Consider the following 25,895-nt stretch of genomic DNA (forward strand, 5'->3'; position numbering starts at 1 on the left):
ATGGAACTAGGCATGAATTTGGATTTTTCGCAAATCGTGCCTTCTATGCCTTATATTTTAAAAGGGATAGGGGTAACGATACAGATAGTCCTAGCTTCAGCAATTTTAGGGTTTGTGCTGGGAGTTATTTTATCTTTATGTAAAATCAGCCGCAATAAACCTCTTCAATGGTTTGCGGATGCATATACGTCCGTGTTTCGCGGAACACCGCTTGTACTGCAATTATTATTAATATACTTTGGATTACCTCAGCTGCTCGGGTTTGATATTGCCCCGTTTCCAGCGGCCGTTGCTGCGTTCGGGCTAAACTCTGCAGCATATATATCTGAAATTATTCGCGCTGGTATTTTAGCTGTTGATAAAGGACAGCGTGAAGCGGCATTAGCGTTAGGAATTCCTTATCGCCGCATGATGGGACAAATTATTTTGCCACAGGCACTTAAAAATATTTTACCTGCTTTAATGAATGAGTTCATTACATTAACAAAGGAATCAGCTATCGTTACAGTTATTGGAGCACTCGACATTATGCGCCGTGCTTACATTGTAGGGGGAGAAAAATTCGCCTACCTTGAACCGTTAATTTTTGCAGGGTTGATTTATTATGTAATGGTAATGGGCTTAACGCTCCTTGGTAAAGCAGTCGAGAGGAGAATGAGAAAAGGTGATTAACGTTGAAAATTTACACAAATCATTTGGTAAGAATGACGTTTTAAAAGGTATTTCAACTACGATTAAGGAAAAAGAAGTCGTAGCTGTTATTGGCCCTTCTGGTTCTGGTAAATCTACTTTTTTACGCTGTATGAACCTGCTTGAAGAACCGACGAGCGGATTAGTTTCCATTAACGGTCAAGTGATTACAGATAAAAAAACAAACATTATGCGTGTGCGTGAAAATGTAGGAATGGTATTTCAGCATTTTCACTTGTTTCCACATATGACAGTGCTTGAAAATTTGACGTATGCTCCGATGACGGTAAAAGGCGTGTCAAGAGAAACGGCTGTTGCTAAAGGCAAAGAATTACTCCAAAAAGTTGGACTTGCTCAAAAAGCCAACGAGTTTCCAAGTCGCTTATCGGGCGGTCAAAAGCAGCGTGTAGCTATTGCAAGAGCATTGGCAATGGAGCCGAAAGTAATGCTGTTTGACGAACCAACATCAGCATTGGATCCAGAGATGGTAAAAGAAGTACTAGATGTAATGAAGTCGCTAACAGAAACAGGAATGACGATGGTCATTGTAACGCATGAAATGGGATTTGCACGAGAAGTAGCAGATCGCGTGCTGTTTTTAGACGGCGGTGTGCTTGTTGAAGATGCGCCTCCGGCTGAATTTTTTTCAGCGCCTAAAAGCAAGCGTGCTAAAGATTTCTTAGAAAAGATTTTATAATAAAAAAGTGCAGGAAGAGTACGATCTTTTCTGCACTTTTTTTATTGAAATTTATACGGTACAGCAAGATTTAAGGTTGTGTTATTTTTCTATTCGTGTTAATAAAGAATAGAGTATTTTATCACACTAAAAAGAAACCAACATGTAGGAGTCTAGAAAATGAAATTTAAAATTGGGTACCGGACAATTAAAACAGCCGTCGGTACATCACTGGCTATTATTATAGCTCAGTTCTTTCACCTCGAGTTTTTTGTATCAGCTGGAATTATCACCATTTTGTGCATTCAAAATTCAAAGAAAAAATCGTTGCGAAGTGCAAGCGATCGTTTTATTGCTTGTTCTTTATCCATTCTGTTTTCGTTTATATTCTTTGAAGGGATTGCTTATCATCCACTTGTTATAGGACTGATGCTGCTTTTGTTTATCCCGGTTACGGTTATATTCAAAGTGAATGCAGGCATTGTTACAAGCTCCGTTATTTTGCTTCATATTTACTCCAAAGGCAATATGACATGGGGAATCGTCTTTAATGAACTTGGCTTAATTGTAATTGGGATAGGTGTTGCCCTGCTTGTGAATTTATATATGCCAAGTTTAGATCAAGAGCTTCGCACGTATCAGCAAGAAATTGAAGAAAATTTCCGGTCGATGTTAAAGGAAATCGCCCTGTATCTCAGAACCAATGACAGCAGTTGGGACGGTAAGGAAATTGCAGATACGGTAAAAATTTTAGAAAAAGCAAAAAGCCTTGCGTTTCGTGATGTAGAAAATCATTTTGTTCGTGGGGAAAATTATTATTACCGCTATTTTAAAATTCGTGAAAAACAGCTTGAAATTATTGAACGCACGCTTCCTCTCATTACCGCTATTGATCTGGTAGTAGAACAGCGCTACATGATTGCCGATTTCATTGAAGAATTAAGTCTATCCATCCACCCTGGTAATACAGCAAAATTATTTTTAGCCAAACTTCAGCATCTACGAGAAGCGTTTGCAGAGATGCCGCTTCCTAAAACGCGGGAAGAGTTTGAAGCGCGTGCCGATTTACTGCACGTAGTCAAAGAAATTGAACAATATTTGGTTATTAAACAAACCTTAAAAATAAGTTAAACAGCATGCATGTTGTTTATCTTGCTTACGAACACTAAATAAGACAAGAGATATCTCTCTTGTCTTTTACTTAGGACTAACGTAAGGTGGTGGATTACGTGCATGTGTTTGCTTTTATCCTTTTACTACTATCTCCGGTTTGGCCATTAGGAGAAAATCCGTTGCCAAATGATCCTTATATTATTATTAATAAACAAAGCAATGAGCTTGCTTATATTCAAAATAAAGAAATTAAACAAATTATTAAAGTAGCAACGGGGAAAACAGTTAATCTGACGCCCGAAGGAGAGTTCACGGTAACAGTAAAAGCTGTTAATCCTTATTATCGGAGAAGTAACATTGAAGGAGGCGCTCCTCAAAATCCTCTAGGTGTAAGGTGGATTGGATTTGATGCAAGAGAGACTGACGGACGTATTTATGGCATCCATGGTACAAATCAGCCGGATTCCATCGGTAAATATGTATCGAATGGCTGTATTCGCGTAGAAAATCGTGAAGTAAGCCATCTATATGATCAAGTCCCGTTAGGTACAAAAGTATGGATTGTATCTACAGATCAATCTTTTGAAGAGTTAGCCGCCCAAAAAGGCATTGTGAATATACAGCAAAAGACTGGTGACTAGTCACCAGTCTTTTTATATGTTTGCATTGCACACAGAAACAGCAGTGCAGCTATGTTTTTCGTCATCAGTCCCGATTAAAACCACATGGCAAGTCCCGCTAAAAGCGTGGATATTAACATGACAAGAAGCATTAAAAACACAATGGTTTTTTGGATTTTCTTATTAGACATACAACCAAAGTCCTCCTACACGTTTTTTTCTTATTTTACATGTCTTCCGCTGCTTAGACAAGCAACTTTCTGTACATACGCGAGCAGGAGATTTCTTTTGTTTTCAAGAATATGTGTAAATGAAAACGCTTTTTTAAGAGGTGAGAAAGTGATAAAAGGAATTGACCACATAGGAATAGCTGTAAAATCAATTGAAGGCAGCCTCCCATTTTATGAAAAGGTATTAGGACTGTCTCTATTAAAAGTAGAAGAAGTAGAAGAACAAGGAGTAAAAGTTGCTTTTATTCAGTGCGGCAACGTAAAAATTGAATTATTAGAGCCACTCTTTGAAGACAGTGCGGTCGGCGCGTTTATCAAAAAGAGAGGTGAAGGTCTTCATCATGTTGCTTTAGGTGTGCGCACGATTGAAGAACGGATTAACGAGTTAAAGGAAAAGGGTGTACAAATGATTGACGATGTTCCGCGAAAAGGCGCAGGGGAAGCATCCATTGCTTTTTTGCATCCAAAATCAGCAAACGGTGTTCTTTATGAGCTCTGTGAAAAAACACTAGAGGAGGAGAAGAAACATGGTTGACATTTATGATAAATTAAATGAATTGTACGATAAGCGCCGGAAAATCGAGTTAGGCGGTGGAGACGAAAAAATTGAAAAACAGCACCATAAAGGAAAGCTAACGGCGCGCGAACGAATTGAAATTCTTTTGGACGAACATACATTTGTGGAATTAAATCCGTTTATTGAACATCGGTGTGCGGATTTCAGTATGAATAATCAAGTAGGACCAGGAGACGGGGTAGTAACAGGTTACGGCAAGATAAACGGTCGCTCAGTCTACTTGTTTTCGCAAGATTTTACAGTATTCGGAGGCGCGTTAGGTGAGATGCATGCTAAAAAAATTGCGCACGTAATGGACTTAGCGGCTAAAACAGGCGTGCCGTTTATTGGCTTAAATGATTCAGGCGGGGCTCGTATTCAAGAGGGCGTCATGTCTCTTGATGGATACGGTCATATTTTTTATCGAAATGCCATTTATTCGGGTGTCATGCCTCAAATATCTGTTATTATGGGTCCTTGTGCAGGCGGAGCCGTGTACTCACCGGCGATTACGGACTTTGTTTTTATGGTAGAAGAAACAAGTCAAATGTTCATTACAGGACCAAAAGTAATTGAAACGGTAACGGGAGAAAGCATTTCCTCTGAAAATCTTGGAGGAGCAGCTGTTCATAACGAAATTAGCGGTAATGCCCATTTTAGAGGTGCAACAGAACAAGAGGTGCTAGAACAAGTACGAACGCTCTTAAGCTATCTTCCTCAGTCTAGTCAAGAGCAGCCTCCTTTAGCCTCAAAAGCAGAGTCTGATCATTATCGTCCGGATTTATTAGACGTTGTCCCGTTTGATGCCGTGCGCCCTTACGATGTGCGTCAAGTTATTCAGCAAGTAGTGGACGAGCGCTCATTTTTTGAAGTGCAAAAAGACTTTGCAAGAAATATTGTCATTGGTTTTGCTCGCATAGATGGAAAAGTTGTCGGACTTGTGTGTAACCAGCCTAAAGTAATGGCAGGCAGTTTAGATATTAACTCCTCAGATAAAGCAGCAAGGTTTATTCGATTTTGCGATTCATTTAATATCCCACTTATTACATTTGAAGATGTTACAGGTTTTTTCCCAGGTATCAAGCAGGAACATGGCGGAATTATACGTCATGGTGCTAAAATTTTATATGCATACTCCGAAGCTACCGTTCCGAAAATCACAGTGATTTTGCGAAAGGCGTACGGAGGTGCATACGTAGCTTTAAATAGTAAATCGATTGGAGCGGACCTTGTGTATTCGTGGCCGAATGCAGAAATCGCTGTTATGGGTCCTCAAGGTGCTGCAAATATTATCTTTGCAAACGACATTCGAGGCAGCGAAAACCCAGATGAAACAAGACACGAAAAAATTGAGCAGTATCGCGAGAAATTTGCTAATCCTTACGTAGCGGCAAGCGCTGGAATGGTCGATGATGTGATTGATCCTCGGGAAACACGAATAAAATTAATACAAGCGCTTGAAATGTTGCACAATAAAAAGGAAGAGCGTCCAGCAAAGAAACATGGTAACATACCATTGTAGGTTATTTTTGGAGGGATTACATATTATGATTAATGAACAACGAATCGTTGATTTATTTATTGAATTAGTACAAGTAGACTCAGAAACAAAGCATGAAGAAAAAATCGCTGTTGTACTAAAAGAAAAATTTACCGCATTAGGCGTCGAAGTAGTAGAAGATGATGCCAAAGAAAAAACAGGCCACGGAGCCAACAACTTAATCTGCACACTGCCAGCTACAAAAGAAGGCGTAGACACAATCTACTTTACTTCTCATATGGATACAGTCGTACCTGGAAATGGTATTAAACCATCTATTGAAGATGGCTATATTAAAAGTGACGGCACGACAATTCTTGGAGCGGATGATAAAGCAGGCTTAGCAGCAATGCTAGAAGCAATCACCGTATTAAAAGAAGAAAAAATCGCGCACGGCAAAATTGAATTTATTATTACAGTAGGAGAAGAATCTGGCTTAGTGGGTGCTAAAGCTCTTGATTCTAGTCTCGTAACGGCAAAATTCGGCTATGCTTTAGATAGCGATGGCAAAGTGGGAGACATTATTGTTGCTGCGCCGACGCAAGCAAAAGTAAATACAACAATTTATGGAAAAACAGCTCATGCGGGTGTAGCTCCTGAACGAGGCGTTTCTGCTATTACGATTGCTTCAAGAGCCATTTCTAAAATGCCGCTTGGACGTATTGATGAAGAGACTACAGCGAATATTGGACGTTTTGAAGGTGGAACGCAAACGAATATCGTGTGTGACCGCGTCGATATTTTAGCAGAAGCTCGTTCATTAATTCCAGAAAAAATGGAAGCACAAGTAGCGAAAATGAAAGAAGCGTTTGAAACAGCTGCACAAGAAATGGGCGGACGTGCAGAAGTTGATATTAAAGTGATGTATCCAGGCTTTAAATTTGGCGATGGAGATCATGTTGTTGAAGTTGCTAAAAAAGCCGTGGCTAATATCGATCGTCCTTCACGCCTGCTTCAAAGCGGAGGCGGAAGCGATGCAAATGTAATCGCAGGCTTTGATATCCCAACAGTAAATTTAGCAGTTGGTTATGAAGACATTCATACAACCAATGAAAAAATTCCGGTAGAAGAACTGGTGAAGACATCTGAACTAGTAGTGTCGATTATTAAAGAAGTAGCAAAATAATAGTTGAAGCCTTGCTTTTATATAAAAGCAAGGCTTTTTACATAGTGAATAGTAAATAGTCTGAATTTTTTAACATAATGTATAATGAAGAAAAGACGGTCGTTTTGTACAATAAAGTTAGTAATACATTTTACAAAGTAGAAGTTGAAAATAACGTATATAAAAAATATGTAAGCGCTTTCAATTTGAGTTTTATCAACAGATATTCTTGGGAGGTTGATGCAATGCGATCACCGGAAAGTTTGCAGTCCATCATTCAAAACTTTAATGAAGTAGAAAAAGGGTTGTCCAATAGAGAAGCAGTCGAAGAATCTAATCGATGTTTGTACTGTTATGATGCACCCTGTATTCAGGCATGCCCTACAGGAATTGACATCCCGACGTTTATTAAAAAAATTGCATCGGGCAATTTAAAGGGCTCTGCCGAAACGATTATGTCTTCGAATCCAGTAGGAGCAAGCTGTTCGAGAGTCTGTCCAACCGATGAACTATGTGAAGGAGCGTGTGTGCTAAACCATTCAACCAAACCAATTATGATTGGAGATTTGCAGCGCTACGCAACGGATTGGGCTATTCAAAATGAACAGGTGCTGTTTGAGAAAGGAAAAGCCAACGGCAAAAAGGTAGCGATTGTTGGGGGAGGTCCGGCTGGTCTCTCTGCAGCAAGAGAACTGGCCCGATTCGGGTACGACGTAACCATTTTTGAAGCGGAAAAACAAGCAGGAGGGTTAAATACATATGGAATCGTGTCGTTCCGTCTTCCTCAAGCGATTTCATTCTGGGAAGTTGAACAAGTAAAAAGCTTAGATGTAAAAATTAAAACAAACGTAAGAATTGGAGAAGATATTCTTCCAAGCGAATTACTGCAGTCATATGACGCGGTTGTATTAGCTATTGGTATGAGTAAGGTGCCTTCTCTACATGTTGAAGGTGAAGAGCTAGACGGTGTGTATGATGCGATTGATTTTGTGAAAAAAACGAAGTCGAAAGCGCTATCAACAGAATTTGTTGGTAAGCGTGTAGCCGTCATTGGAGCGGGAAATACTGCGATTGATGGTGCTACGTGTTCTGTGCGCTTGGGGGCTGAAAATGTTCAAATTTTATACCGTCGTACACGAGAAGAAATGACGGCTTATGATTTTGAATTTGAATTTGCGAAACAAGATGGTGTTGAATTCCGCTGGTTAACGGCTCCTATACGAATTATTGGAGATGAAAATGGTAAGGTGAGCGGGATTGAATGTGTAAAAATGACCCTAACAGATCCAGATGCAGACGGCCGCAGGAAGCCTGTTCCTGTTGAAGGTTCAACGTTTACGATTCCAGTCGATGCTGTTGTTAAAGCAATTGGTCAAGAACGTTACCTGTCTTTGATTCAACAATTCCAGCTGAACCATGAAGACGGAGTTGTCTTAATCAATCAAGAGACGTTCCAAACATCAAATCCAAAAGTATTTGCTTGTGGAGACGTCATTTTTGGTAAAGGACAAGGAGAAGCAATGGTTGTGACCGCTGCTCAGCAAGGAAAACAAACGGCGTTAAATATTCATATGCAGTTAACAAAAGAAACAATGGAAACAGCTTAAAATCAGGAGGAGGAGAAATCTATGGCAGATTTAACAACAAATTTAGCAGGTATTCAATCACCAAATCCGTTTTGGCTGGCATCCGCACCGCCAACCAATTCAGGTTATCAAGTGCAGCGTGCATTTGAAGCAGGATGGGGAGGCGCAGTTTGGAAAACGCTTGGTGATCCGATTTTAAATGTTTCCTCTCGATTTGCTGCCGTTGGCTTCAACGGTCAGCGCGTAGCCGGCTTTAACAATATTGAGCTAATCACCGATCGTCCGCTTGAAGTTAATTTGAAGGAAATCTATGAAACGAAAAAGAAGTTTCCTAACCACGCAATTATTGCCTCTCTTATGGTAGAGCCTCAGCAAGAAAAATGGCATGAGATTGTCAAAAAAGTAGAAGATGTAGGAGTAGATGGATTAGAGCTGAACTTTGGCTGTCCGCATGGAATGGCAGAACGAGGGATGGGTGCTGCCTCTGGGCAAGTCCCTGATTTAGTTGAAAAACAAACGTATTGGGCTAAAGAAGTAGCCCAAACGCCGGTCATTGTTAAGCTAACCCCAAATATCACAGATATTACCGTTACAGCAGAAGCAGCGGTTCGAGGTGGTGCCGACGCTGTTAGTATGATTAACACCATTAATAGTTTAGCAGGAGTAGACATTCATTCATGGAATACAATTCCACACGTAGCGGGAAAAGGCGCTCACGGAGGCTATTGCGGCCCGGCTGTTAAGCCGATTGCATTAAACATGGTTGCTGAATGTGCAAGAAGTCCGTTTATTAACGTTCCAATATCTGGTATGGGAGGCGTTTCGAACTGGCAAGAAGCAGTGGAATTTATGCTCATGGGTGCTACAGGTGTGCAAGTATGTACAGCTGCTATGCATCACGGATTCCGCATTGTAGAGGATATGATTCAAGGTCTCAACTATTACTTGGATGAAAGAGGAATCGAAAAAGTAAGCGATATTGTAGGGAAAGCCGTTTCAAAATATTCCGACTGGGGCAACTTAGATCTCAATTATAAAGTAGTGGCTCGCATCGACCCTGATACGTGTATTAACTGCAATAAGTGTCATATTTCTTGTGAAGATACTTCTCACCAATGTATTGATATGTTGAAAGATCCTTCAGGGAAACCTTATTTAAAAGTACGAGAAGAAGATTGTGTAGGCTGTAATTTATGTTCGATTGTATGTCCTGTGGACGGAGCTATATCTATGGTTGAATTACCAAATGAACAACCGCCAATGACGTGGAATGAACGCCAAGCTGCTTTACAAGCGACGGCTGCACAGCGATTGGACGTATAAATACAAAGGGGATGAAGAAATGAAGAAAATCGTTAAAAATGGTGTCATAGTCACAGCAACAGATACGTATAAAGCCGATATTTTAATTGAAAATGGAGTGATTTCGGCAATTGGCTCAGCTTTTGAAGAACAGGGATGCGAAGTGATTGATGCAAAAGGCAACTATGTATTCCCAGGAGGCATCGATCCCCATACTCATTTAGATATGCCGTTTGGAGGGACCGTTACAAAAGACGACTTTGAAACAGGTACAAGAGCAGCAGCTTTTGGAGGTACGACAACTGTTATTGATTTTTGCTTAACCAATAAAGGCGAACCGCTCCAAAAAGCGATCGGCACATGGCATGAAAAATCAAAAGGAAAAGCGGCTATCGATTACAGCTTTCATCTAATGATTGGAGAAATCACGGAAGATGTATTAAATGAGCTTCCTACGATTATTGAAAAAGAAGGAATTACTTCTTTTAAAGTGTTCATGGCCTATAAAAATGTTTTTCAAGCAGACGATGCTACCCTTTACCAAACGCTAGTGCAAGCTAAAAAACTAGGGGCGCTTGTGATGGTACATGCTGAAAATGGAGATGTTATTGAGTATTTAACGGCAAAAGCGCTGGAGCAAGGACAAACTGATCCTATCTATCATGCCCTCACTCGTCCTCCGGAAATAGAAGGAGAAGCTACGGGAAGAGCCGCAGTGCTAACCGAGCTTGCTGACTCACAGCTCTATGTTGTTCACGTATCTTGCGCTGAAGCAGTTAAAAAGATTGCTGAAGCAAGGGAAAAAGGCGTAAATATCTGGGGCGAAACGTGTCCGCAGTATTTGACGCTTGACCAAACCTATTTAGAGAAACCGGATTTTGAAGGAGCAAAATACGTATGGTCGCCGCCTTTACGTGAAAAATGGAACCAAGATGTTTTGTGGAATGCCCTGCGTAATGGCGACTTGCAAACGATTGGATCAGATCAGTGCTCGTTTGATTTTAACGGTCAAAAAGATCTAGGAAAAGGAGATTTTACAAAGATTCCAAACGGAGGACCTATTATCGAGGATCGCATGAGCCTTTTATTTTCAGAAGGAGTAGTGAAAAACCGAATTAATATCAATCAGTTTGTGGATATAACGTCAACAAAAATCGCGAAGCTGTTCGGACTGTATCCGAAAAAAGGAACGATAGCAGTTGGTGCAGACGCGGATCTGCTTATATTTGACCCTTCTGTTGAACGTGCGATTTCAGCTAAAACGCATCATATGGCAGTTGATTATAGCGCATTTGAGGGAATGAAAGTTACAGGTGAGCCGGTTTCAGTGCTTTGCCGAGGAGAATTTGTCGTAAAAGATAAGCAGTTTGTCGGTCAAAAAGGCTATGGACAGTATACAAAAAGAGCAAAGTTTAATGAGTTAAACACGGCTAACGAAGCTGAAAAATTAACGTTATAAAAACAGATGCCAAAATAGATTGGAGGCAGGGGAATGTCAAGTTACCATGAATATATGGCAGAGCGGGAAAAGATTGATTTTTTGCTGCAAAAAGGATTTAAAATAACGGCTGTAACAGAGAATCTAAGCGGGGCGTTTGTGACGTTTGAACACATCGAAAAGAATCAAACCGAACAAGAAACGCTTCATATATTGACGGCGGATGCTAGAAAGTATTTTTCATCCTTACTGATTCAACAAGTATAAAAACGAAGGCTGAGACAAAATTATTTTAGCTGAAGGAAGATCCGAACGATGAATCGTTCGGATTTTTTTATTGGTAGGGTGAACGTAGGTTTCACGTATGCAGGAGCTCCTAGATGTTGATGGAAGTAATTTAGTTATGTCTCAATCCCTTTCTTTGTTTACTAAGACCTATAAGTTTTTTACTATATTGGCTGACAAAAGTGATCCGTTTTTGTGTTTTTTTCGTTTTGGATGTGAAACAAAATAACTAGATATTATCCATTGACTGTATTACAGTTGTTACATTTCGTTTACATCGAAAGAGAAAAGGTTTAGTTATCTAGTAAATTGTAGTAAATATTATAGTAGAACGTTTTCACAATAAATCTATTAAATATAAAAAGGGTGTGACACGGATGGATCAAGCTACGCAGTGTATGACACAAGAAGAAACAAAAATTATTGATAAATTAAAAATGGAAATGTTAAATGCAGTGTCACTACAAGATTTGCGTTTTTATAAAAAAGAAATTCACCGAATTAAAGAACAAGCGGTTAAGCGCCACGGTTTTTTTAATAAATTACAGCAAACGGCTCAGAAGCTGTAACGATCCATTATCGTTACAGCTTTTTTCGTTTCTTTTATTAAATATTTTATTTCTTCTAAATATTTAATATAATGTAAGAAGATATAGCTTTTGTTCTACACATATGCGAAATACGCGTTAATGATCCAGGAGACATGATGTGAAATTCGCTAGGGGCGGTGTTGACTTGAAATCATATTTAACAGTAACAGAGATTTTAACAAGGAAACATTTTGTAAACTGTGAAGTAATAGCTGGAGAGAAAGGGCTTACTAATTCTGTGAAGTGGGTGCACGTGATGGAAGTGACGCGCATTAATGAGCTGCTAAAAGGAAACGAGCTCATTTTATCAACAGGGGTAGGCTGGGGAGAAGATCCTCAATCTTGTTTATCATTTCTTCAGCAATTAATTTCTTGTAAGGCATCAGGACTGTGTATTGAACTTGGCACTTATACTTCTAAGATTCCGCAAATTGTCATTGATAAAGCGAACGAATGTGATTTTCCGATTATTTTATTTCACGAAGAAGTTCCGTTCGTTGAAATTACGCAAGATGTTCACTCACTTTTAATTAATCAGCATTATCAAATGATTTCCGATTTAGAACAGTATTCTCATCGGCTAAATCAGCTGCTGTTAACAGTTAATGACCCGGCCGTTATCTTACAGTGTTTATATGAATCTACGGGGCTTCTTGTCGGCCTTAAAGTTTCAAATGAATTATTTACCTTTGCTCCGGAGATGGACTTACTCAAACAGCAGCTTCTACTTCATTATATAAGCAGGCAAAATGAGAGTCCGCATTTTACTGAGCAGCCTATTCATTTATTAGGACAAGATTATGCTCAGCTGTATGTCGCCTCTATAAATGAAGCGTTAACAGAACTTGAAGTGCTCACCGTTGACCGGACGGCAACTGCACTTGCTCAGCATTTTTTGAAGGACTTGTATGTCGAAGAGAAAAAAAGAGTAGATGAAACTGAATGGATGACGAAATGGATGAACGGAGAGCTAACTCTTGAACAAATAAAAGATTCTATGCACGAGGTGTGTTCAGATTCTCCTATTCGCGGGGGTATCGTTGTTTGCTGTAAGTGGCAAAGACGGGAAAAGTTTGATCGAACGTATTTTAAGCTGATCTTACGAAGCATCTTTGAACAAGAAGGCTTTCACTTATTAGTCTCCGAGCGAAATCGCGAAGTGTTATTTATTCTTTTGAACAAACGAATGGTTAGCACGTGGAGAGAGAGATTAGAAAGCAGTCTTCACCGCTGGATGAATCAATACGAATCGGATGAAAACTCAAAGCGGAACGCTATTAGCTTTATCGGAATTGGCCAATACTGTGAACAGCTTGACTGTATGCATAAAAGCTATGAAACGGCTAAAGAAACAATTTCGATTCAAGAAATGCTGCAAAAACAAACCATTATTCATTTTTATGATGATTTGCATATGTACCGAATTATTTCGCTTTTACATCAGCATGAAGACTTACAGGAAGTGGTGTTTGAATATCTGCAGCCCGTTATTACATATGATGAAACGTACAATGCAAAACTCATGGAAACATTAAAAATTTATTTAGCATGCAACGGATCTAAACAAGAGACGGCTAAGCGTTTATACATTGTGCGGCAAACGCTGTATCACCGCATTGAAAAACTAGAAAAGCTGCTGGGTGAAGATTTTATGGAGCCGGAAAAACGATTGGCGATTGAATTTATGATTATGGCATATGAATATTTGTTTATGATGAAAAAGTCGCGTGCGGAATTTATAAACGGATAAGTAAGCAGCTGGAAACAGCTGTTTTTTTATGTTGAGGATGATTTTACTATATGTTCATTTTAGTTCATGCTTTCTCCGAGTTCACTGCGCAAAATGTGAAACGAGAATCTAGAGTTGTTTCACATTTTGTCTAATGCAACCACCATTTATTTATTCAATAATAAAGGTAGATTTGTCATTTCTTATTTTTTGAGGAGGCCAAGCGATATGTCAGTTGTGAATAATGATACGCAAGTTTTAAAAAATTACGTGGGCGGAAAATGGGTTGATACGGCAGGGCAAAAATTTGGAGAGGTAATTAATCCATCGACGGGCGAAGTAATTGCAAAAGTACCGCTTTCTACAAAAGAAGACGTAGCCAATGCGGTGGAAACAGCGCAAAAAACATTTGAAACATGGCGTAACGTTCCTGCTCCAAAACGAGCAAGATTAATGTTTGCGTTTCAGCATTTACTAGTTAAGCATCACGAAGAGTTAGCGAAATTAGTTGTACAAGAAAACGGCAAGGCTTTTAAAGAAGCTTACGGTGAAGTACAGCGCGGTATTGAATGCGTGGAGTTTGCTGCGGGTGCTCCTACTTTATTAATGGGAGAATCATTAAATAACATAGCGGAAGAAATTGATTCTGAAATGTTCCGTTTCCCACTTGGTGTTGTCGGAGGCATCACACCTTTTAATTTTCCAATGATGGTACCGCTGTGGATGTTCCCGCTTGCCATTGTATGTGGAAATACGTTTGTATTAAAACCGTCTGAGCGAACGCCGCTTTTAGCAACGCGACTTGCTGAACTTTTTACAGAAGCAGGAGCACCGGATGGATTATTAAATATTGTACACGGGGCACATGATGTCGTGAATGGATTAATAGAGCACGAAAAAGTTAAAGCGATTTCATTCGTCGGATCGCAGCCGGTAGCAAAGTATGTTTATGAACAAGCTGCAGCTCAAGGGAAACGAGTTCAGGCTTTATCCGGAGCTAAAAATCATCATGTTGTGATGCCAGACTGCGATATGGATAAAGCGGTATCCCATATTATCAGCTCGGCTTATGGAAGTGCCGGCCAGCGATGCATGGCTTGCAGCGCCGTGGTCGTAGTTGGTGAAAAAGGAGATGAATTCGTCGCAAAATTAAAGCAAAAAGCAGATGAATTAATTATGGGAAGCGGATTTGATGATGAAGTGCTTCTAACGCCCGTGATTCGAAAAGAGCACCGTGATAAGGTGCTGGATTATATTGAACTTGGCATGAAAGAAGGGGCGGAACTCATTCGTGACGGACGTAAAGAAATGGATGAACATGCAGAAGGAAATTTCTTAGGAGCAACCATTTTTGACCGCGTAACTCCTGATATGACCATTGCTAAAGAAGAGATTTTTGCACCTGTACTAAGCTTGCTTCGCGCTGACACATTAGATGAAGCACTTCGCTATATGGAAAAATCTCGTTTTGGAAATGGAGCAACGATTTATACAAAAGATGCAAAAGCGGTGCGTCAATTTAGAGAAGAAGCAGATGCGGGTATGCTCGGCATTAACGTAGGAGTACCTGCTACGATGGCCTTCTTCCCATTCTCCGGCTGGAAAGACTCTTTTTACGGAGATTTGCATGTAAACGGCAAAGACGGTTTGAACTTCTTTACACGTAAAAAGATGGTTACATCACGCTTTGACTTTTAACATATAGATGAATATAGCAAGTGGCTTCGGCATTTTGTCGAAGTCTTTTCATACAGAAAAAAATACCGCGCTAGCGATTTGGGAGTGGATAAGATGGTACAGGTCAGTCAAAATGAAAAAGATCTGCGTGCAAAAGATGAGCAGTATGTATGGCATGGAATGAAACCATACAGTCCGGATGCAACGATGGTAGCTACAAAAGCAAAAGGTGCTTGGATTACAGATGAACAAGGAAATCGCTATTTAGATGCAATGGCAGGGCTTTGGTGTGTAAATACCGGGTATGGACGGGATGAGTTAGCGCTCGCAGCCTATGAGCAGCTAAAAGAACTGGCTTATTTTCCGCTCACTCAATCTCACGTACCTGCTATCAAACTAGCAGAGAAGCTAAATGAAATGCTAGGTGATGATTATGTTATCTTCTTTTCAAATAGCGGATCTGAAGCAAATGAAACGGCTTTTAAAATTGTGCGTCAATACCATCAGCAAAAAGGAGAGCATTCTCGCTACAAATTTATTTCGCGTTACCGAGGGTATCACGGAAATTCAATGGGCGCACTAGCAGCAACGGGCCAAGCTCAGCGTAAATATAAATATGAACCGCTTGCTCCTGGCTTTATTCACGTTGCGCCGCCTGATTCATACCGAGGGCAAGATGACTACCATGCGCCAAAAGAAGAGCTTCAATCTGTAAAAGATATTGACAATGTCATGACGTGGGAGCTAAGCGAAACGATTGCCGCTGTTATTATGGAGCCAATTATTACAGGTGGAGGAATTCTTTTACCGCCTCAAAATTATATGAAAGGCGTAAAAGAAACGTGTGAAAAACACGGTGCACTTCTAATTGTAGATGAAGTTATTTGCGGCTTTGGACGTACAGGAGAAGCCTTTGGTTTTATGAACTATGATGTAAAACCAGATATCATTACCATGGCAAAAGGAATTACAAGCGCATATCTTCCGCTCTCGGCAACTGCTGTTAAAAAAGAAATCTATGAAGCGTTCAAAGATAGCGATCAGTACGAGTATTTTCGCCACGTTAATACATTTGGAGGAAGCCCGGCTGCGTGTGCACTGGCATTAAAGAATTTAGAAATTATGGAAAGAGAAAATCTGTTTGATCGTTCTAAACAGCTCGGGGCTTACGTATTAAGTGAGCTAACGCCGCTTATTGATAGCCACCCATACGTTGGAGATGTAAGAGGTAAAGGGCTTTTAATCGGAATTGAACTTGTAGCTGATAAGCAAACGAAGGAACCGCTAGACGTTAATCTTGTAAATGAAGTGATTGCTAAATGTAAAAGCAAAGGAGTCATTATTGGGAAAAATGGAGCAACGGTAGCCGGCTATAATAATGTTCTCACGCTCTCGCCGCCGCTCAACATTGAGGAAAGTGATATTGAGCTGTTATTAGCTACTATTACGTATGCGCTTGACAGCATCAAATAGGTAAGTTTGCAAAAAGCCTGTATAATATACTTACAGGCTTTTTGTGCGTGTGAAGGAGGAAGTAGAAAATGGAATTGTTATTTTTAGGAACGGGTGCAGGAGTACCAGCAAAACAGCGGAATGTTTCATCTCTTGCGCTCGAACTTTTGCAAGAAAGAGGGGCGGTGTGGCTTTTTGATTGCGGAGAAGCAACGCAGCATCAAATTTTACATACAACCGTTAAACCGAGACGAATTGAGAAAATTTTTATTACGCACCTTCACGGTGATCATATTTATGGCTTACCTGGACTCCTTGGAAGCCGTTCGTTTCAAGGCGGAGAATCGCTGCTTACTGTATACGGGCCAAAAGGAATTAAAGAATTTATTGAAGTCACGCTTGCTGTAAGTCAAACTCATCTGCAATATCCTCTAGAGGTTGTTGAAATAGAAGAGGAAAGTGAAAGTGGAACGATTTTTGAAGATGAAACTTTTTCAGTGGAGTTTGGCAAACTTGAACATGGCATTTTATCTTATGGATATCGCGTTGTCGAAAAAGATTTGCCAGGGTCACTGGACGTTCAGCGTTTAAGAGAAATGAATATTCCCCCAGGGCCTCATTATCAGCAGTTAAAAGAAGGGAAAGAAGTAGTATTAAAAGATGGGCGTCTAATCAATGGACAAGAGTTTGTAGGAGAACCTAAAAAAGGGAAGGTCATCACGGTTTTAGGAGATACAAGAAGGTGCACGCAAAGTGTTCAGCTTGCTATGCATGCGAATGTGTTAATCCATGAAGCTACGTTTGCAGCGGGAGACGAGGAGCTTGCTTACAACTATTTTCATTCTACTGCAAAAGAAGCCGCTGAAATTGCTAAAACAGCATCGGCCGAGCGTCTTATTTTATCTCATATCAGTTCGCGTTACCAAGGAGACGCAGTCAGCCAGTTAGCAGAAGGAGCAAAAGAAATTTTTCCGAATACCGATATAGCAGAAGACTTAAAAAGGTTTACGATTTCATAAAAAAAGACGAGGATATCCTCGTCTTTTTTTACCATCCGCGTTCGTACTGAACGGGTGCTGAAAGTGTTTCATTTAATTCTTTTGCCGCCGTGCGCGGGAAGTACGGATCGCGCAGAAGTTCGCGCGCAACAAAAATTAAATCAGCGCGTTCGCTTTGTAAAACCTCTTCAGCTTGTCGTCCAGTTGTAATTAATCCAACTGCGCCTGTATCAATATTTGCCTGCTGCTTAATTTTATCTGCAAACGGAACTTGATAGCCAGGGTATACGTTAATTGGAGCATGTACAAGAGCACCGGAACTAACGTCAATTAAGTCGACGCCTTGTTCTTTCATCCATTTTGCAAATACAACGTGATCATCGACTGTTAATCCGCCTTCTGTATAGTCAGAAGCAGAAACACGGACAAATAAAGGACCGTCCCACTCTGTTTTCACAGCGTCAATAATTTCCTTTAAGAAACGATAGCGGTTTTCTGCGCTGCCGCCATATTCGTCGCTGCGTTTATTGCTTAGCGGTGATAGGAATTGATGTACTAAATAACCGTGTGCCGCGTGAAGCTCGATAATATCAAATCCAGCTTCCTTTGAGCGTCGAGCGCTTTCTTTGAAGGCAGAAATCGTTTCATGAATTTGTTCTGTGGTCATTTCCACAGGTTTTTTACTTTTATCATCAAAAGCAATCGCAGAAGGAGCATAAATATCGCCTTCAACAGTTGCTTTACGTCCTGCGTGTGCAAGTTGAATGGCCGTTTTTGCACCGTTTTCTTTTAGCTGTGTCACAAGTTTTGTTAATCCATCTCTTTGCTCATCATTCCAAATCCCTAAGTCTTGAGCTGAAATACGACCTTGTGGGACGACAGCTGAGGCTTCAACCATAATGAGACCTACTTGTCCAACCGCGCGAGTTGTGTAGTGAACCATATGAAAGTCGGTTACTACTCCGTCTTCTTTTTCGCATGAATACATGCACATTGGTGACATTACAATTCGGTTTTTTAATGTTACGTCTTTCACTGTATAAGGTGAAAATAGTTTTGTTGTCATTCGGTTTAACCTCCAATTATTTCGATACTCTAAACAAAAGTTATTATATCACCGCATTGAAATATCTTTCACATAATCTGCTTATCCATTTTTAATCATAAAAAAACCTCTTTCTTTTTTTAGAAAGAGGTGAACCTTTACGAACGTTTACTCGAGATTTTTTCGTCAATCGTATCTCCTAAATATTTAGAGCGAATGGTAGCTTGTTCAATACACTGCATCATCGCTTCTTGGAAGTTATGAGAAATAAGCTGTTCGATTCCTGCTTCTGTTGTACCGCCAGGACTCATAACTTCTTTTCGAAGTACGGCCGGTGTTTTAGGTGACTGTTTCAGCATTTCTGCAGCACCGATAAGCGTTTGAAGAATTAGTTCATTTGACACTGACGTATCCAAGCCTTGTTTTTCAGCTGCTTTTTCCATTGCTTCTACTAGATAATAGACATACGCTGGGCCGCTTCCAGATAGTCCTGTTACAGCGTGAAGCTGCTCTTCCTCTACAGTTGTAACCGTACCAATCGTTTCAAATAAAGCAGTAGTAACGTTCATATGCTCCGCTGTAGCAAACTTCCCGGGTGCAATGGCTGTAGCCGATAATCCAATAGAAGCAGATGTATTTGGCATAGCTCTTACAACCGCTACTTCTTGGTCAAACAAGTTTACAATTGTGGCAGTCGATACACCCGCTAAAACAGAGAGAACGAGGTGATGGGGACGAATATAGGACTTAATTGTATTGATGCTTTCGGCTACGTCTTTTGGTTTGATAGCAAGCACGACGATATCGCTTTTTTCTATTAACAAGGCATGATTACGCGTAATGTTAATTCCATAGGCGTTTCGAAGTTCGTGAAGTCTTTTATCGTTGCTATGATTTGTTACGGTGATTTGATTGGGGCGAAGCTTTTTATCTGACAGCAGCCCTGAGATCATGGCTTCAGCCATTGATCCAGCTCCAATAAAGGCGATGTTTAAATCCGTTTTCATTAAAATTTCCTCCAGTCATTTGCTATCCAATGAAAACAGATACTGAAATTTCAGTATCTGTTAAAGGTTTGTGTTTGTGTATCTCTTCTTTATAAAATGCATAGTTATCTAAAGATATGAATAAAACTTCACTATATTTCTGTCATTATGCAATGAAAAAGAGAGGGATGTCAATGTAATTTTCAGAAAACGAAAGCAATTGTATAAATAAGGGGAAAAATCGTGTAAACTTAAAAGAAAATGCGATGGTAAAGGAGCAAAAATACAGATGAATGAGCAATTGTATAAAATTGTGCTGCCTACTCCTTTTGCGGTAGGAGATGTGAATGTTTTTGTTATAAAAGGTCAGACCGTTACGCTAATCGATGCTGGTATTAAAACGGAGGCAGCGTGGTCTGTATTTAAAGAAAAGCTTAATGAAATAGGATTAAAACCTGATGATATTAAACAAGTTGTCCTAACTCATCACCATCCTGATCACGTAGGAATGCTTGATTTTTTTGATAAAGATATCGCCATAGTCGGTCATGCGAAAAATCAGCCTTGGATCTCTCAGAATCCGGATTTTTTTCAGTGGTACGATGCGTTTTTTGAAGATCACTTTATGAAAGCGGGCGTAGATGAAAGATTTCGCCCCTATTTAAAACGTTTAAAAGCATCAATGAAGTATTCATGTCACCGTTCTCTTACGACTTCTGTGCAGGAAGGAGATTACATTCGGGGCCTAGAGAGTTGGAAAGTGCTTGAAGTGCCCGGTCATGCTCAAAGCCATATTGCATTATACAATGAAAAAACAGCGGTTATGATTGGAGGAGATTTGCTGTTAAAGCATATTTCATCTAATCCGCTTATTGAACCTCCTATGAAACCAAGCGGCGAGCGGCCTAAAACGCTTCTTCAATATAATCATTCGTTAAGACGTCTGCTTGACTTAGAGATAAGCTGTATCTATACAGGTCATGGAGATGAAGTATTACATGTCCGTGAACTTGTACAAGAGAGGTTACAAAAGCAAAGCGACCGAGCGGATAAAGTGCTTAGCATGATAAAAGAACGCCCTCAAACAGCGTTTGATATTTGCAAACAGCTATTTCCTACTATTTATGAAAAAGAACTAGGGCTAACTCTTTCTGAAACAATTGGTCAGCTCGATTTTTTAGAAGATGCAAATAAAATCAGTACACATGAAAAGGAAAGTACGCTTATTTATTCTGTGTGCTCTTAACTTACAAAAAAGGTGTGTTATATTTGAAATCCTCGTTAAAGAACCAACATGTCGTGATTACAGGCGCTTCAGGAGGTCTTGGAGAACATTTAGCTTATGAAGTGGCCAAAAGAGGGGGCGTCCCCGTTTTACTTGCACGTACAGAAGAAAAGCTGCAGCGAGTAGCTGAGCAAATTAATCAAAAGTATGGGATTACCTCTTACATATATAAAGCTGACGTAGCGAACGTAGAGGAAGTCAGAAGTGTTGTTCAGAAAATGATAAGTGAAATTAAGCGTGTTGATGTGCTGATTAATAATGCAGGCTTTGGTGTATTTGAAGAAGTGAAAGAAGCATCCATTTCGACAATTGCATCAATGTTTCAAGTCAATGTTATTGGATTAATTGCATGTACACAAGAAATTTTAGCTTATATGCTAAAAGAAAACAAAGGACATATTATTAACATTGCTTCTCAAGCAGGCAAACTGGCAACGCCTAAATCCAGTGGCTATTCAGCTTCTAAACATGCCGTGCTAGGGTTTACCAACAGCCTGCGAATGGAATTAGCAAAAACGGATATCTATGTAACCGCAGTGAATCCAGGTCCTATTCAAACCAACTTTTTTTCAATAGCGGATCAGTCAGGAAACTATGAAAAAAGTGTAGAAAAGTTTATGTTAACACCTCAATACGTAGCTGAAAAAACGGTCAATATTATTGGGAAACCAAAACGAGAAGTCAACTTGCCTAAGTGGATGAACATGGGTTCGAAGGTGTATCAGCTTGCCCCGGGGCTCGTAGAAAAATTGGCAGGGGATGCGTTTAATAGAAAATAACCTGTGCTTTAATCACAGGTTATCAATGTTTTTCGTTAATGCTTTCGTTCAGTAAAGCTGTATTTCTATGAATCTACTGCTCGTCTAAAACTTTTGCAGCGCGCACACAAGAGTCGAATTTTCCTTTATGATTTCCGTCGCAAAAGGGCATCTTTTGCGACTGGCCACATCGGCATAGTGAAAATGTCGGCTTTGTTTCAAATTTATTGCCGTCTGCATCAATTAATTCAACGTCTCCAGTGACACGGAAAGAACCGTTATCCATTACTTTAATTTGTACTTTTGACATAGAAAAACCTCCTTTTTGTACACACCTATATGAAGCGCCAGAGTTTAATGAAAGCAAGATGTGTATTATACTCATTATATAAGCAATTTTCGTTTGTTTATACAATTAGTTTAAAAGGAGTTAAAGGAAAATGAATATTACCTTTACAGATAAAGCAATAACAAAAATACAAGAAAAGTACGGAAAAGATTCTTCACTATATTTAAAATTGAAATACGATACGGATGGATGCGGCTGTGTGGTGAGCGGTGTAACGACGCTATGGATTGTTGATGAAAAAGAGAGCGATGATGTGACCATCGAGACGAATTTTGTTCCCGTTCTTGTCGAAAAAACAAAGCAAGTATTTCTAGATGATAATATGACGGTTGACTACAATGAAAGTGCATATGCGTTTATGCTAAAATGTCCTTCTCAAATTTTAAATCCGCGCATGTCATTCATCGATAAAACAAAAGAAGCGCTTTAATGCGCTTCTTTTTGTATTTTTTCTAAAAATGATTCAATAACTTGTTCATATTCCCCTGGATTATCAGCATACGAGCGGGCATGAGTGCCTACAGGTGCCAAATACATCCGTTTTGCACCCATTTTTTTGGCATGCAGCTGCTCCGTCATTTTAGGAAGAATATAGTCATCTTCTTTACTATGGATAAACAGAACAGGATGTTTTATTTGATCTACGACTGAAATGGGGGATACGTCTTTAAATGAATAGCCTTCTCGCCATTTTAAAATAATATTGGCTGCTGGCATCACAAGCTGTTTGGGCAGATGGAAATCTTGTTTTAAGCGATAGGCAAGAAGTTCTTCCAAGTCTGAAAAAGGGCAGTCGACAATATAAAAATCAGCTCCGTCTTCCATTCCAGCATACAAAAGAGTGGTCGCAGCTCCCATAGACTCCCCGTGAATCCCAAGGGAAATAGTTGAACCGAATTGTTCTTTTACCCAGTGAACAACAGATTGAAGGTCCAGCTTTTCATAATAGCCGTAGCTCGTTGTTTTCCCTTCAGACTTGCCGTGACGGCGATGATCATAAAGAACGACGTTCCATCCAAGCTTCAGAAAAAGCCGAGCATATTTCATAGAATTCAGTGAATGAACTGTGACTCCATGCGAAAGAATCATAAATCGGTTGTGATCGTGTTGTTTAATAACGGTCCCAGCTATGTTATAGCCTAGAGAAGAAGGAAGTACAAATGCTTCTTTAGGAAGAGTGCTATAGACTTTCTCATCATAAAAGCCATCTTCCGTATCGCGGTCAATAATAACTTTGTCGGTCTTTTTACGGATGTACATCATTTGATTTGTAAAAAAGATGCCAAGAGCGGCAAATGCTCCGAGAACGCTTCCTACTAATAATAGCCATTTTTTCATGATTAGCGGCTCCTTTTGTTAATATAGCTATTAGTTATTATAGCATCGCTCTCATAAAAACCTAATTTTTAACGCTGTGCAAATAAAGAGTATTGCTTGCTTTCAATCGGTCTTGAAATGTAAGGAGCGATAAAATCGACCGCTTCGAGCAGCTTTTCTTCATTAATAGAAGTGGAAATACCCATTTCATGAAGCATAAAGACAAGATCTTCGGTAGCTACGTTTCCCGTTGCTCCCTTAGCAAATGGACATCCTCCTAGCCCGCCAGCGGATGAATCGAACCTGTTAATACCGGCTTGCAGAGCTGCATAGATATTGGCAATAGCCAATCCTCTCGTATCGTGAAAGTGCGCAGCAAGTAGCGTGTGGGAAAAACTTTGTTTTAATTTCGAGAAAAGTGAAAATACATCTTTAGGATTTGCCATGCCAATTGTATCGGCAACGCTTAGCTCATCTACTCCAGCTTCCACAAAGCTTTCGCAAAGGCTCAGCACGTCACGTTCATTTATTTTTCCTTCATATGGGCAATAAAAGGCGGTGGAAATGCAGGTGCGAATAAAACATTCTTGCTGCTTAAGCTGCTGAATGAGAGGAAGCAGCGTTTGGACAGCTTCTTCGGTGTTTTTGTTAATATTTTTTTGATTAAAAGTATCGCTTACGCCAATAAAAAGCGCAACCGAGCGGCAATCAGCTTGCAGTGCCTTTTCCAAGCCTTTTTGATTCGGCACCAGTACAATGTTTCGGCATGTATCAGGCTGGAATATAGGTGCGATGGTAGAAGCATCTTTCATTTGAGGAACCCATTTTGGAGAAACAAAGGATGTAATTTCGATTTCAGATAGTCCAGCTTCTTTTAATTTTTTGATAAAATTAATTTTTTTATCAGTTGGAACAAAATTTTTTTCATTTTGAAGTCCATCTCGTGGACCAACTTCTATAATTGTTACTTTTTCAGGAAATCCCATAAACCGCTCTCCTCCCACAATGTAAACGCTTACTAATATTTATTTTAATTCTAAAAAATTAAAATTCAATAAAAATTATAAATTTTTACAAAAAAAGAGGAATTTCGCAAGTGATGTCGAAATTAATACAAGTGACAGTTAATCACAGTAATCAAACAGTAAGGAGAGGTTTTCGACATGGGTCAAACAGAAGTAGTCATTGTAAGCGCTGTACGTACAGCAATCGGCAGCTTTGGGGGAAGCTTACAAAATGTATCCGCAACAACTTTAGGTGGTACTGTAATTAAAGAAGCTTTAAACAAAGCAGGGGTATCAGCAAACGAAGTAGATGAAGTTATTATGGGAAATGTCTTACAAGCAGGTTTAGGACAAAATCCAGCACGACAAGCAACTTTAGCAGCAGGGTTGCCTGAAACTGTTTCAGCATTAACCATCAATAAAGTATGCGGATCAGGACTAAAAGCAGTACATCTCGCTACACAGGCGATTCTTGCTGGGGATGCTGATGTGATTGTTGCTGGTGGAATGGAAAACATGAGCCAAGCACCATACCTATTAAAAAATGCACGCAACGGGTTTAAAATGGGCGATCAAAAAGTAGTCGACAGCATGATCCAAGATGGATTATGGTGTGCATTTAACGACTACCATATGGGCGTTACAGCTGAAAACCTGTGTGATAAATATGAAATTACTCGCGACGAACAAGATGCATTTGCAGCTTCAAGTCAGCAAAAAGCAGAAGCAGCTATTCAATCTGGCCGTTTCGCAGATGAAATTGTGCCAGTAGAAGTGCCTGGAAGAAAAGGCCAAGTAACAATTTTTGAACAAGATGAGTTCCCACGCGCAGGCACAACGGCTGAAAGTCTAGGAAAGCTACGTCCAGCTTTCAAAAAAGACGGTTCAGTAACAGCTGGTAATGCATCTGGTATCAATGACGGTGCAGCTGCAGTAGTGGTAATGAGCCGTAAAAAAGCAGACGAGTTAGGCCTAACACCATTAGTGTCTATTAAAGCTAATGCAACTGCTGGAGTAGACCCAAGCATTATGGGAATCGGTCCTGTAAGCGCAGTGAAAAAGGCGCTTGAAAGAGCTGCTGTTTCATTAGAAGACGTTCAACTAGTAGAAGCAAACGAAGCATTCGCTGCACAGTCAATCGCTGTGGATCGTGAACTTCAATTTAACCATGATATTTTAAATGTAAACGGTGGAGCAATTGCGCTTGGACATCCTATTGGTGCAAGTGGTACACGTGTCCTGGTTTCACTTATTCATGAAATGCAAAAACGCGACGCAAAACTTGGTTTAGCAACGTTATGTATTGGCGGAGGCCAAGGTGTTGCAACAATCGTTGAACGTCCTTAATTTTTGATATAGCTTTAACAAACATTAAAGCTATATCACAACGCCACAGATTCCAAACATACTGCTTTGGAACTCGTGGCGTTTTTGTTTTTCTTTGAATTTTGTCTACTAATATAACTTTTTTGACAAAAAAATGATTAAATTATAATTTTTAGTTATATATATATTTAAAAAGAAATAAAAATCTTTTATAATAGATTAGAAAGCGTTTTCAAAA

26 protein-coding genes are annotated in these 25,895 nt (G+C 39.8%); 20 read left to right on the top strand and 6 right to left on the bottom strand.

All coding sequences use genetic code 11. The features are described from left to right. Positions 1–12 precede the first annotated feature (12 nt). The 4 genes from AC1VNJ_RS02375 (at position 13) to AC1VNJ_RS02390 (ending at position 3,120) form a co-directional block, all read left to right on the top strand. The gene (locus AC1VNJ_RS02375; RefSeq protein ID WP_013059114.1) at positions 13–672 is read left to right on the top strand and encodes an amino acid ABC transporter permease; all 660 of its coding nucleotides are present in this window, start codon (positions 13–15) and stop codon (positions 670–672) included. Continuing rightward, the gene (locus tag AC1VNJ_RS02380) at positions 665–1,387 is read left to right on the top strand and encodes an amino acid ABC transporter ATP-binding protein (RefSeq protein WP_028411574.1); all 723 of its coding nucleotides are present in this window, start codon (positions 665–667) and stop codon (positions 1,385–1,387) included. Before AC1VNJ_RS02375 ends, AC1VNJ_RS02380 begins: the two co-directional genes overlap by 8 nt. A gap of 159 nt (positions 1,388–1,546) precedes the next feature. Further along, positions 1,547–2,497: an aromatic acid exporter family protein gene (locus AC1VNJ_RS02385; protein ID WP_013059112.1), complete on the top strand. Its 951-nt coding sequence runs from the start codon at positions 1,547–1,549 to the stop codon at positions 2,495–2,497. A 98-nt stretch (positions 2,498–2,595) separates the two neighbouring features. Continuing rightward, entirely contained in the window at positions 2,596–3,120 is a 525-nt protein-coding gene (locus AC1VNJ_RS02390; protein ID WP_014458269.1) for a L,D-transpeptidase, read from the top strand. Positions 3,121–3,194: 74 nt separating this feature from the next. Here AC1VNJ_RS02390 and prli42 read toward each other — a convergent pair whose 3' ends face one another. Further along, on the bottom strand, positions 3,195–3,290 hold the full coding sequence (gene prli42 / locus AC1VNJ_RS02395; protein ID WP_149917156.1) for a stressosome-associated protein Prli42: 96 nt from the start codon (positions 3,288–3,290) through the stop codon (positions 3,195–3,197). 148 nt (positions 3,291–3,438) lie between these two features. On the opposite strand from prli42, the gene mce reads away from it, so the two are divergent. The 12 genes from mce to rnz all read left to right on the top strand — a co-directional run bounded on the left by mce (position 3,439) and on the right by rnz (position 17,608). Next, positions 3,439–3,864 carry a methylmalonyl-CoA epimerase gene (gene mce / locus AC1VNJ_RS02400; RefSeq protein WP_028411573.1) on the top strand — a complete coding sequence of 142 codons (426 nt, stop codon included), beginning with the start codon at positions 3,439–3,441 and terminating at the stop codon, positions 3,862–3,864. Then, a complete protein-coding gene (locus AC1VNJ_RS02405; RefSeq protein WP_028411572.1) occupies positions 3,857–5,407 on the top strand; it encodes an acyl-CoA carboxylase subunit beta in 1,551 nt (516 codons plus the stop codon). The genes mce and AC1VNJ_RS02405 overlap by 8 nt, the downstream gene beginning before the upstream one ends. Before the next feature lie 25 nt (positions 5,408–5,432). After that, positions 5,433–6,551, top strand: a complete 1,119-nt coding sequence (locus AC1VNJ_RS02410; RefSeq protein WP_482640286.1) for a tripeptidase T — start codon at positions 5,433–5,435, stop codon at positions 6,549–6,551. A gap of 224 nt (positions 6,552–6,775) precedes the next feature. Continuing rightward, positions 6,776–8,137: an NAD(P)-dependent oxidoreductase gene (locus AC1VNJ_RS02415; protein WP_034270985.1), complete on the top strand. Its 1,362-nt coding sequence runs from the start codon at positions 6,776–6,778 to the stop codon at positions 8,135–8,137. A 21-nt stretch (positions 8,138–8,158) separates the two neighbouring features. Beyond that, positions 8,159–9,439 carry an NAD-dependent dihydropyrimidine dehydrogenase subunit PreA gene (preA, locus tag AC1VNJ_RS02420; protein WP_028411570.1) on the top strand — a complete coding sequence of 427 codons (1,281 nt, stop codon included), beginning with the start codon at positions 8,159–8,161 and terminating at the stop codon, positions 9,437–9,439. Positions 9,440–9,458: 19 nt separating this feature from the next. Then, the gene (gene hydA / locus AC1VNJ_RS02425) at positions 9,459–10,877 is read left to right on the top strand and encodes a dihydropyrimidinase (RefSeq protein WP_033579723.1); all 1,419 of its coding nucleotides are present in this window, start codon (positions 9,459–9,461) and stop codon (positions 10,875–10,877) included. 33 nt (positions 10,878–10,910) lie between these two features. Beyond that, positions 10,911–11,123, top strand: a complete 213-nt coding sequence (locus tag AC1VNJ_RS02430) for a hypothetical protein (protein ID WP_049166188.1) — start codon at positions 10,911–10,913, stop codon at positions 11,121–11,123. 395 nt (positions 11,124–11,518) lie between these two features. After that, a complete protein-coding gene (locus AC1VNJ_RS02435) occupies positions 11,519–11,710 on the top strand; it encodes a hypothetical protein (protein WP_013059103.1) in 192 nt (63 codons plus the stop codon). 139 nt (positions 11,711–11,849) lie between these two features. Next, a complete protein-coding gene (locus AC1VNJ_RS02440) occupies positions 11,850–13,481 on the top strand; it encodes a PucR family transcriptional regulator (protein ID WP_482640287.1) in 1,632 nt (543 codons plus the stop codon). 207 nt (positions 13,482–13,688) lie between these two features. Continuing rightward, the gene (locus AC1VNJ_RS02445) at positions 13,689–15,158 is read left to right on the top strand and encodes a CoA-acylating methylmalonate-semialdehyde dehydrogenase (protein WP_028411566.1); all 1,470 of its coding nucleotides are present in this window, start codon (positions 13,689–13,691) and stop codon (positions 15,156–15,158) included. Positions 15,159–15,251: 93 nt separating this feature from the next. Further along, complete coding sequence (locus AC1VNJ_RS02450; protein WP_028411565.1) at positions 15,252–16,610, top strand: aspartate aminotransferase family protein; 1,359 nt, start codon at positions 15,252–15,254, stop codon at positions 16,608–16,610. A gap of 68 nt (positions 16,611–16,678) precedes the next feature. Continuing rightward, on the top strand, positions 16,679–17,608 hold the full coding sequence (gene rnz, locus AC1VNJ_RS02455) for a ribonuclease Z (RefSeq protein WP_033579725.1): 930 nt from the start codon (positions 16,679–16,681) through the stop codon (positions 17,606–17,608). 28 nt (positions 17,609–17,636) lie between these two features. On the opposite strand, the gene namA is transcribed toward rnz, so the two are convergent. Together namA and proI are read right to left on the bottom strand one after the other, a co-directional pair. Next, the gene (gene namA / locus AC1VNJ_RS02460) at positions 17,637–18,653 is read right to left on the bottom strand and encodes an NADPH dehydrogenase NamA (RefSeq protein WP_028411563.1); all 1,017 of its coding nucleotides are present in this window, start codon (positions 18,651–18,653) and stop codon (positions 17,637–17,639) included. Between the two features lie 137 nt (positions 18,654–18,790). Then, complete coding sequence (gene proI, locus AC1VNJ_RS02465; RefSeq protein ID WP_033579726.1) at positions 18,791–19,639, bottom strand: pyrroline-5-carboxylate reductase ProI; 849 nt, start codon at positions 19,637–19,639, stop codon at positions 18,791–18,793. Between the two features lie 268 nt (positions 19,640–19,907). On the opposite strand from proI, the gene AC1VNJ_RS02470 reads away from it, so the two are divergent. Further along, a complete protein-coding gene (locus AC1VNJ_RS02470) occupies positions 19,908–20,864 on the top strand; it encodes an MBL fold metallo-hydrolase (RefSeq protein ID WP_482640288.1) in 957 nt (318 codons plus the stop codon). Positions 20,865–20,887: 23 nt separating this feature from the next. Then, positions 20,888–21,682, top strand: a complete 795-nt coding sequence (locus AC1VNJ_RS02475; RefSeq protein ID WP_047749858.1) for an SDR family NAD(P)-dependent oxidoreductase — start codon at positions 20,888–20,890, stop codon at positions 21,680–21,682. 73 nt (positions 21,683–21,755) lie between these two features. Here the strand turns inward: AC1VNJ_RS02475 and AC1VNJ_RS02480 are convergent, their stop codons facing one another. Next, positions 21,756–21,971: a CDGSH iron-sulfur domain-containing protein gene (locus tag AC1VNJ_RS02480; protein WP_028410691.1), complete on the bottom strand. Its 216-nt coding sequence runs from the start codon at positions 21,969–21,971 to the stop codon at positions 21,756–21,758. 130 nt (positions 21,972–22,101) lie between these two features. Here AC1VNJ_RS02480 and AC1VNJ_RS02485 point away from each other — a divergent pair, with 130 nt between their 5' ends. Next, complete coding sequence (locus AC1VNJ_RS02485) at positions 22,102–22,440, top strand: iron-sulfur cluster biosynthesis family protein (RefSeq protein ID WP_028411559.1); 339 nt, start codon at positions 22,102–22,104, stop codon at positions 22,438–22,440. Here the strand turns inward: AC1VNJ_RS02485 and AC1VNJ_RS02490 are convergent. Together AC1VNJ_RS02490 and AC1VNJ_RS02495 are read right to left on the bottom strand one after the other, a co-directional pair. Next, positions 22,437–23,348: an alpha/beta hydrolase gene (locus AC1VNJ_RS02490; protein WP_033579727.1), complete on the bottom strand. Its 912-nt coding sequence runs from the start codon at positions 23,346–23,348 to the stop codon at positions 22,437–22,439. The genes AC1VNJ_RS02485 and AC1VNJ_RS02490 overlap by 4 nt on opposite strands. Positions 23,349–23,416: 68 nt before the next feature. Continuing rightward, the gene (locus AC1VNJ_RS02495; protein ID WP_028411557.1) at positions 23,417–24,313 is read right to left on the bottom strand and encodes a hydroxymethylglutaryl-CoA lyase; all 897 of its coding nucleotides are present in this window, start codon (positions 24,311–24,313) and stop codon (positions 23,417–23,419) included. Positions 24,314–24,490: 177 nt separating this feature from the next. Between AC1VNJ_RS02495 and AC1VNJ_RS02500 the strand changes: the two genes are divergently transcribed. After that, positions 24,491–25,678 (top strand): acetyl-CoA C-acetyltransferase, encoded by a 1,188-nt coding sequence (locus tag AC1VNJ_RS02500; protein WP_028411556.1) that lies wholly within the window; start codon positions 24,491–24,493, stop codon positions 25,676–25,678. Positions 25,679–25,895 lie beyond the last annotated feature (217 nt).

The organism is Priestia sp. 3CA3, assembly GCF_056836725.1.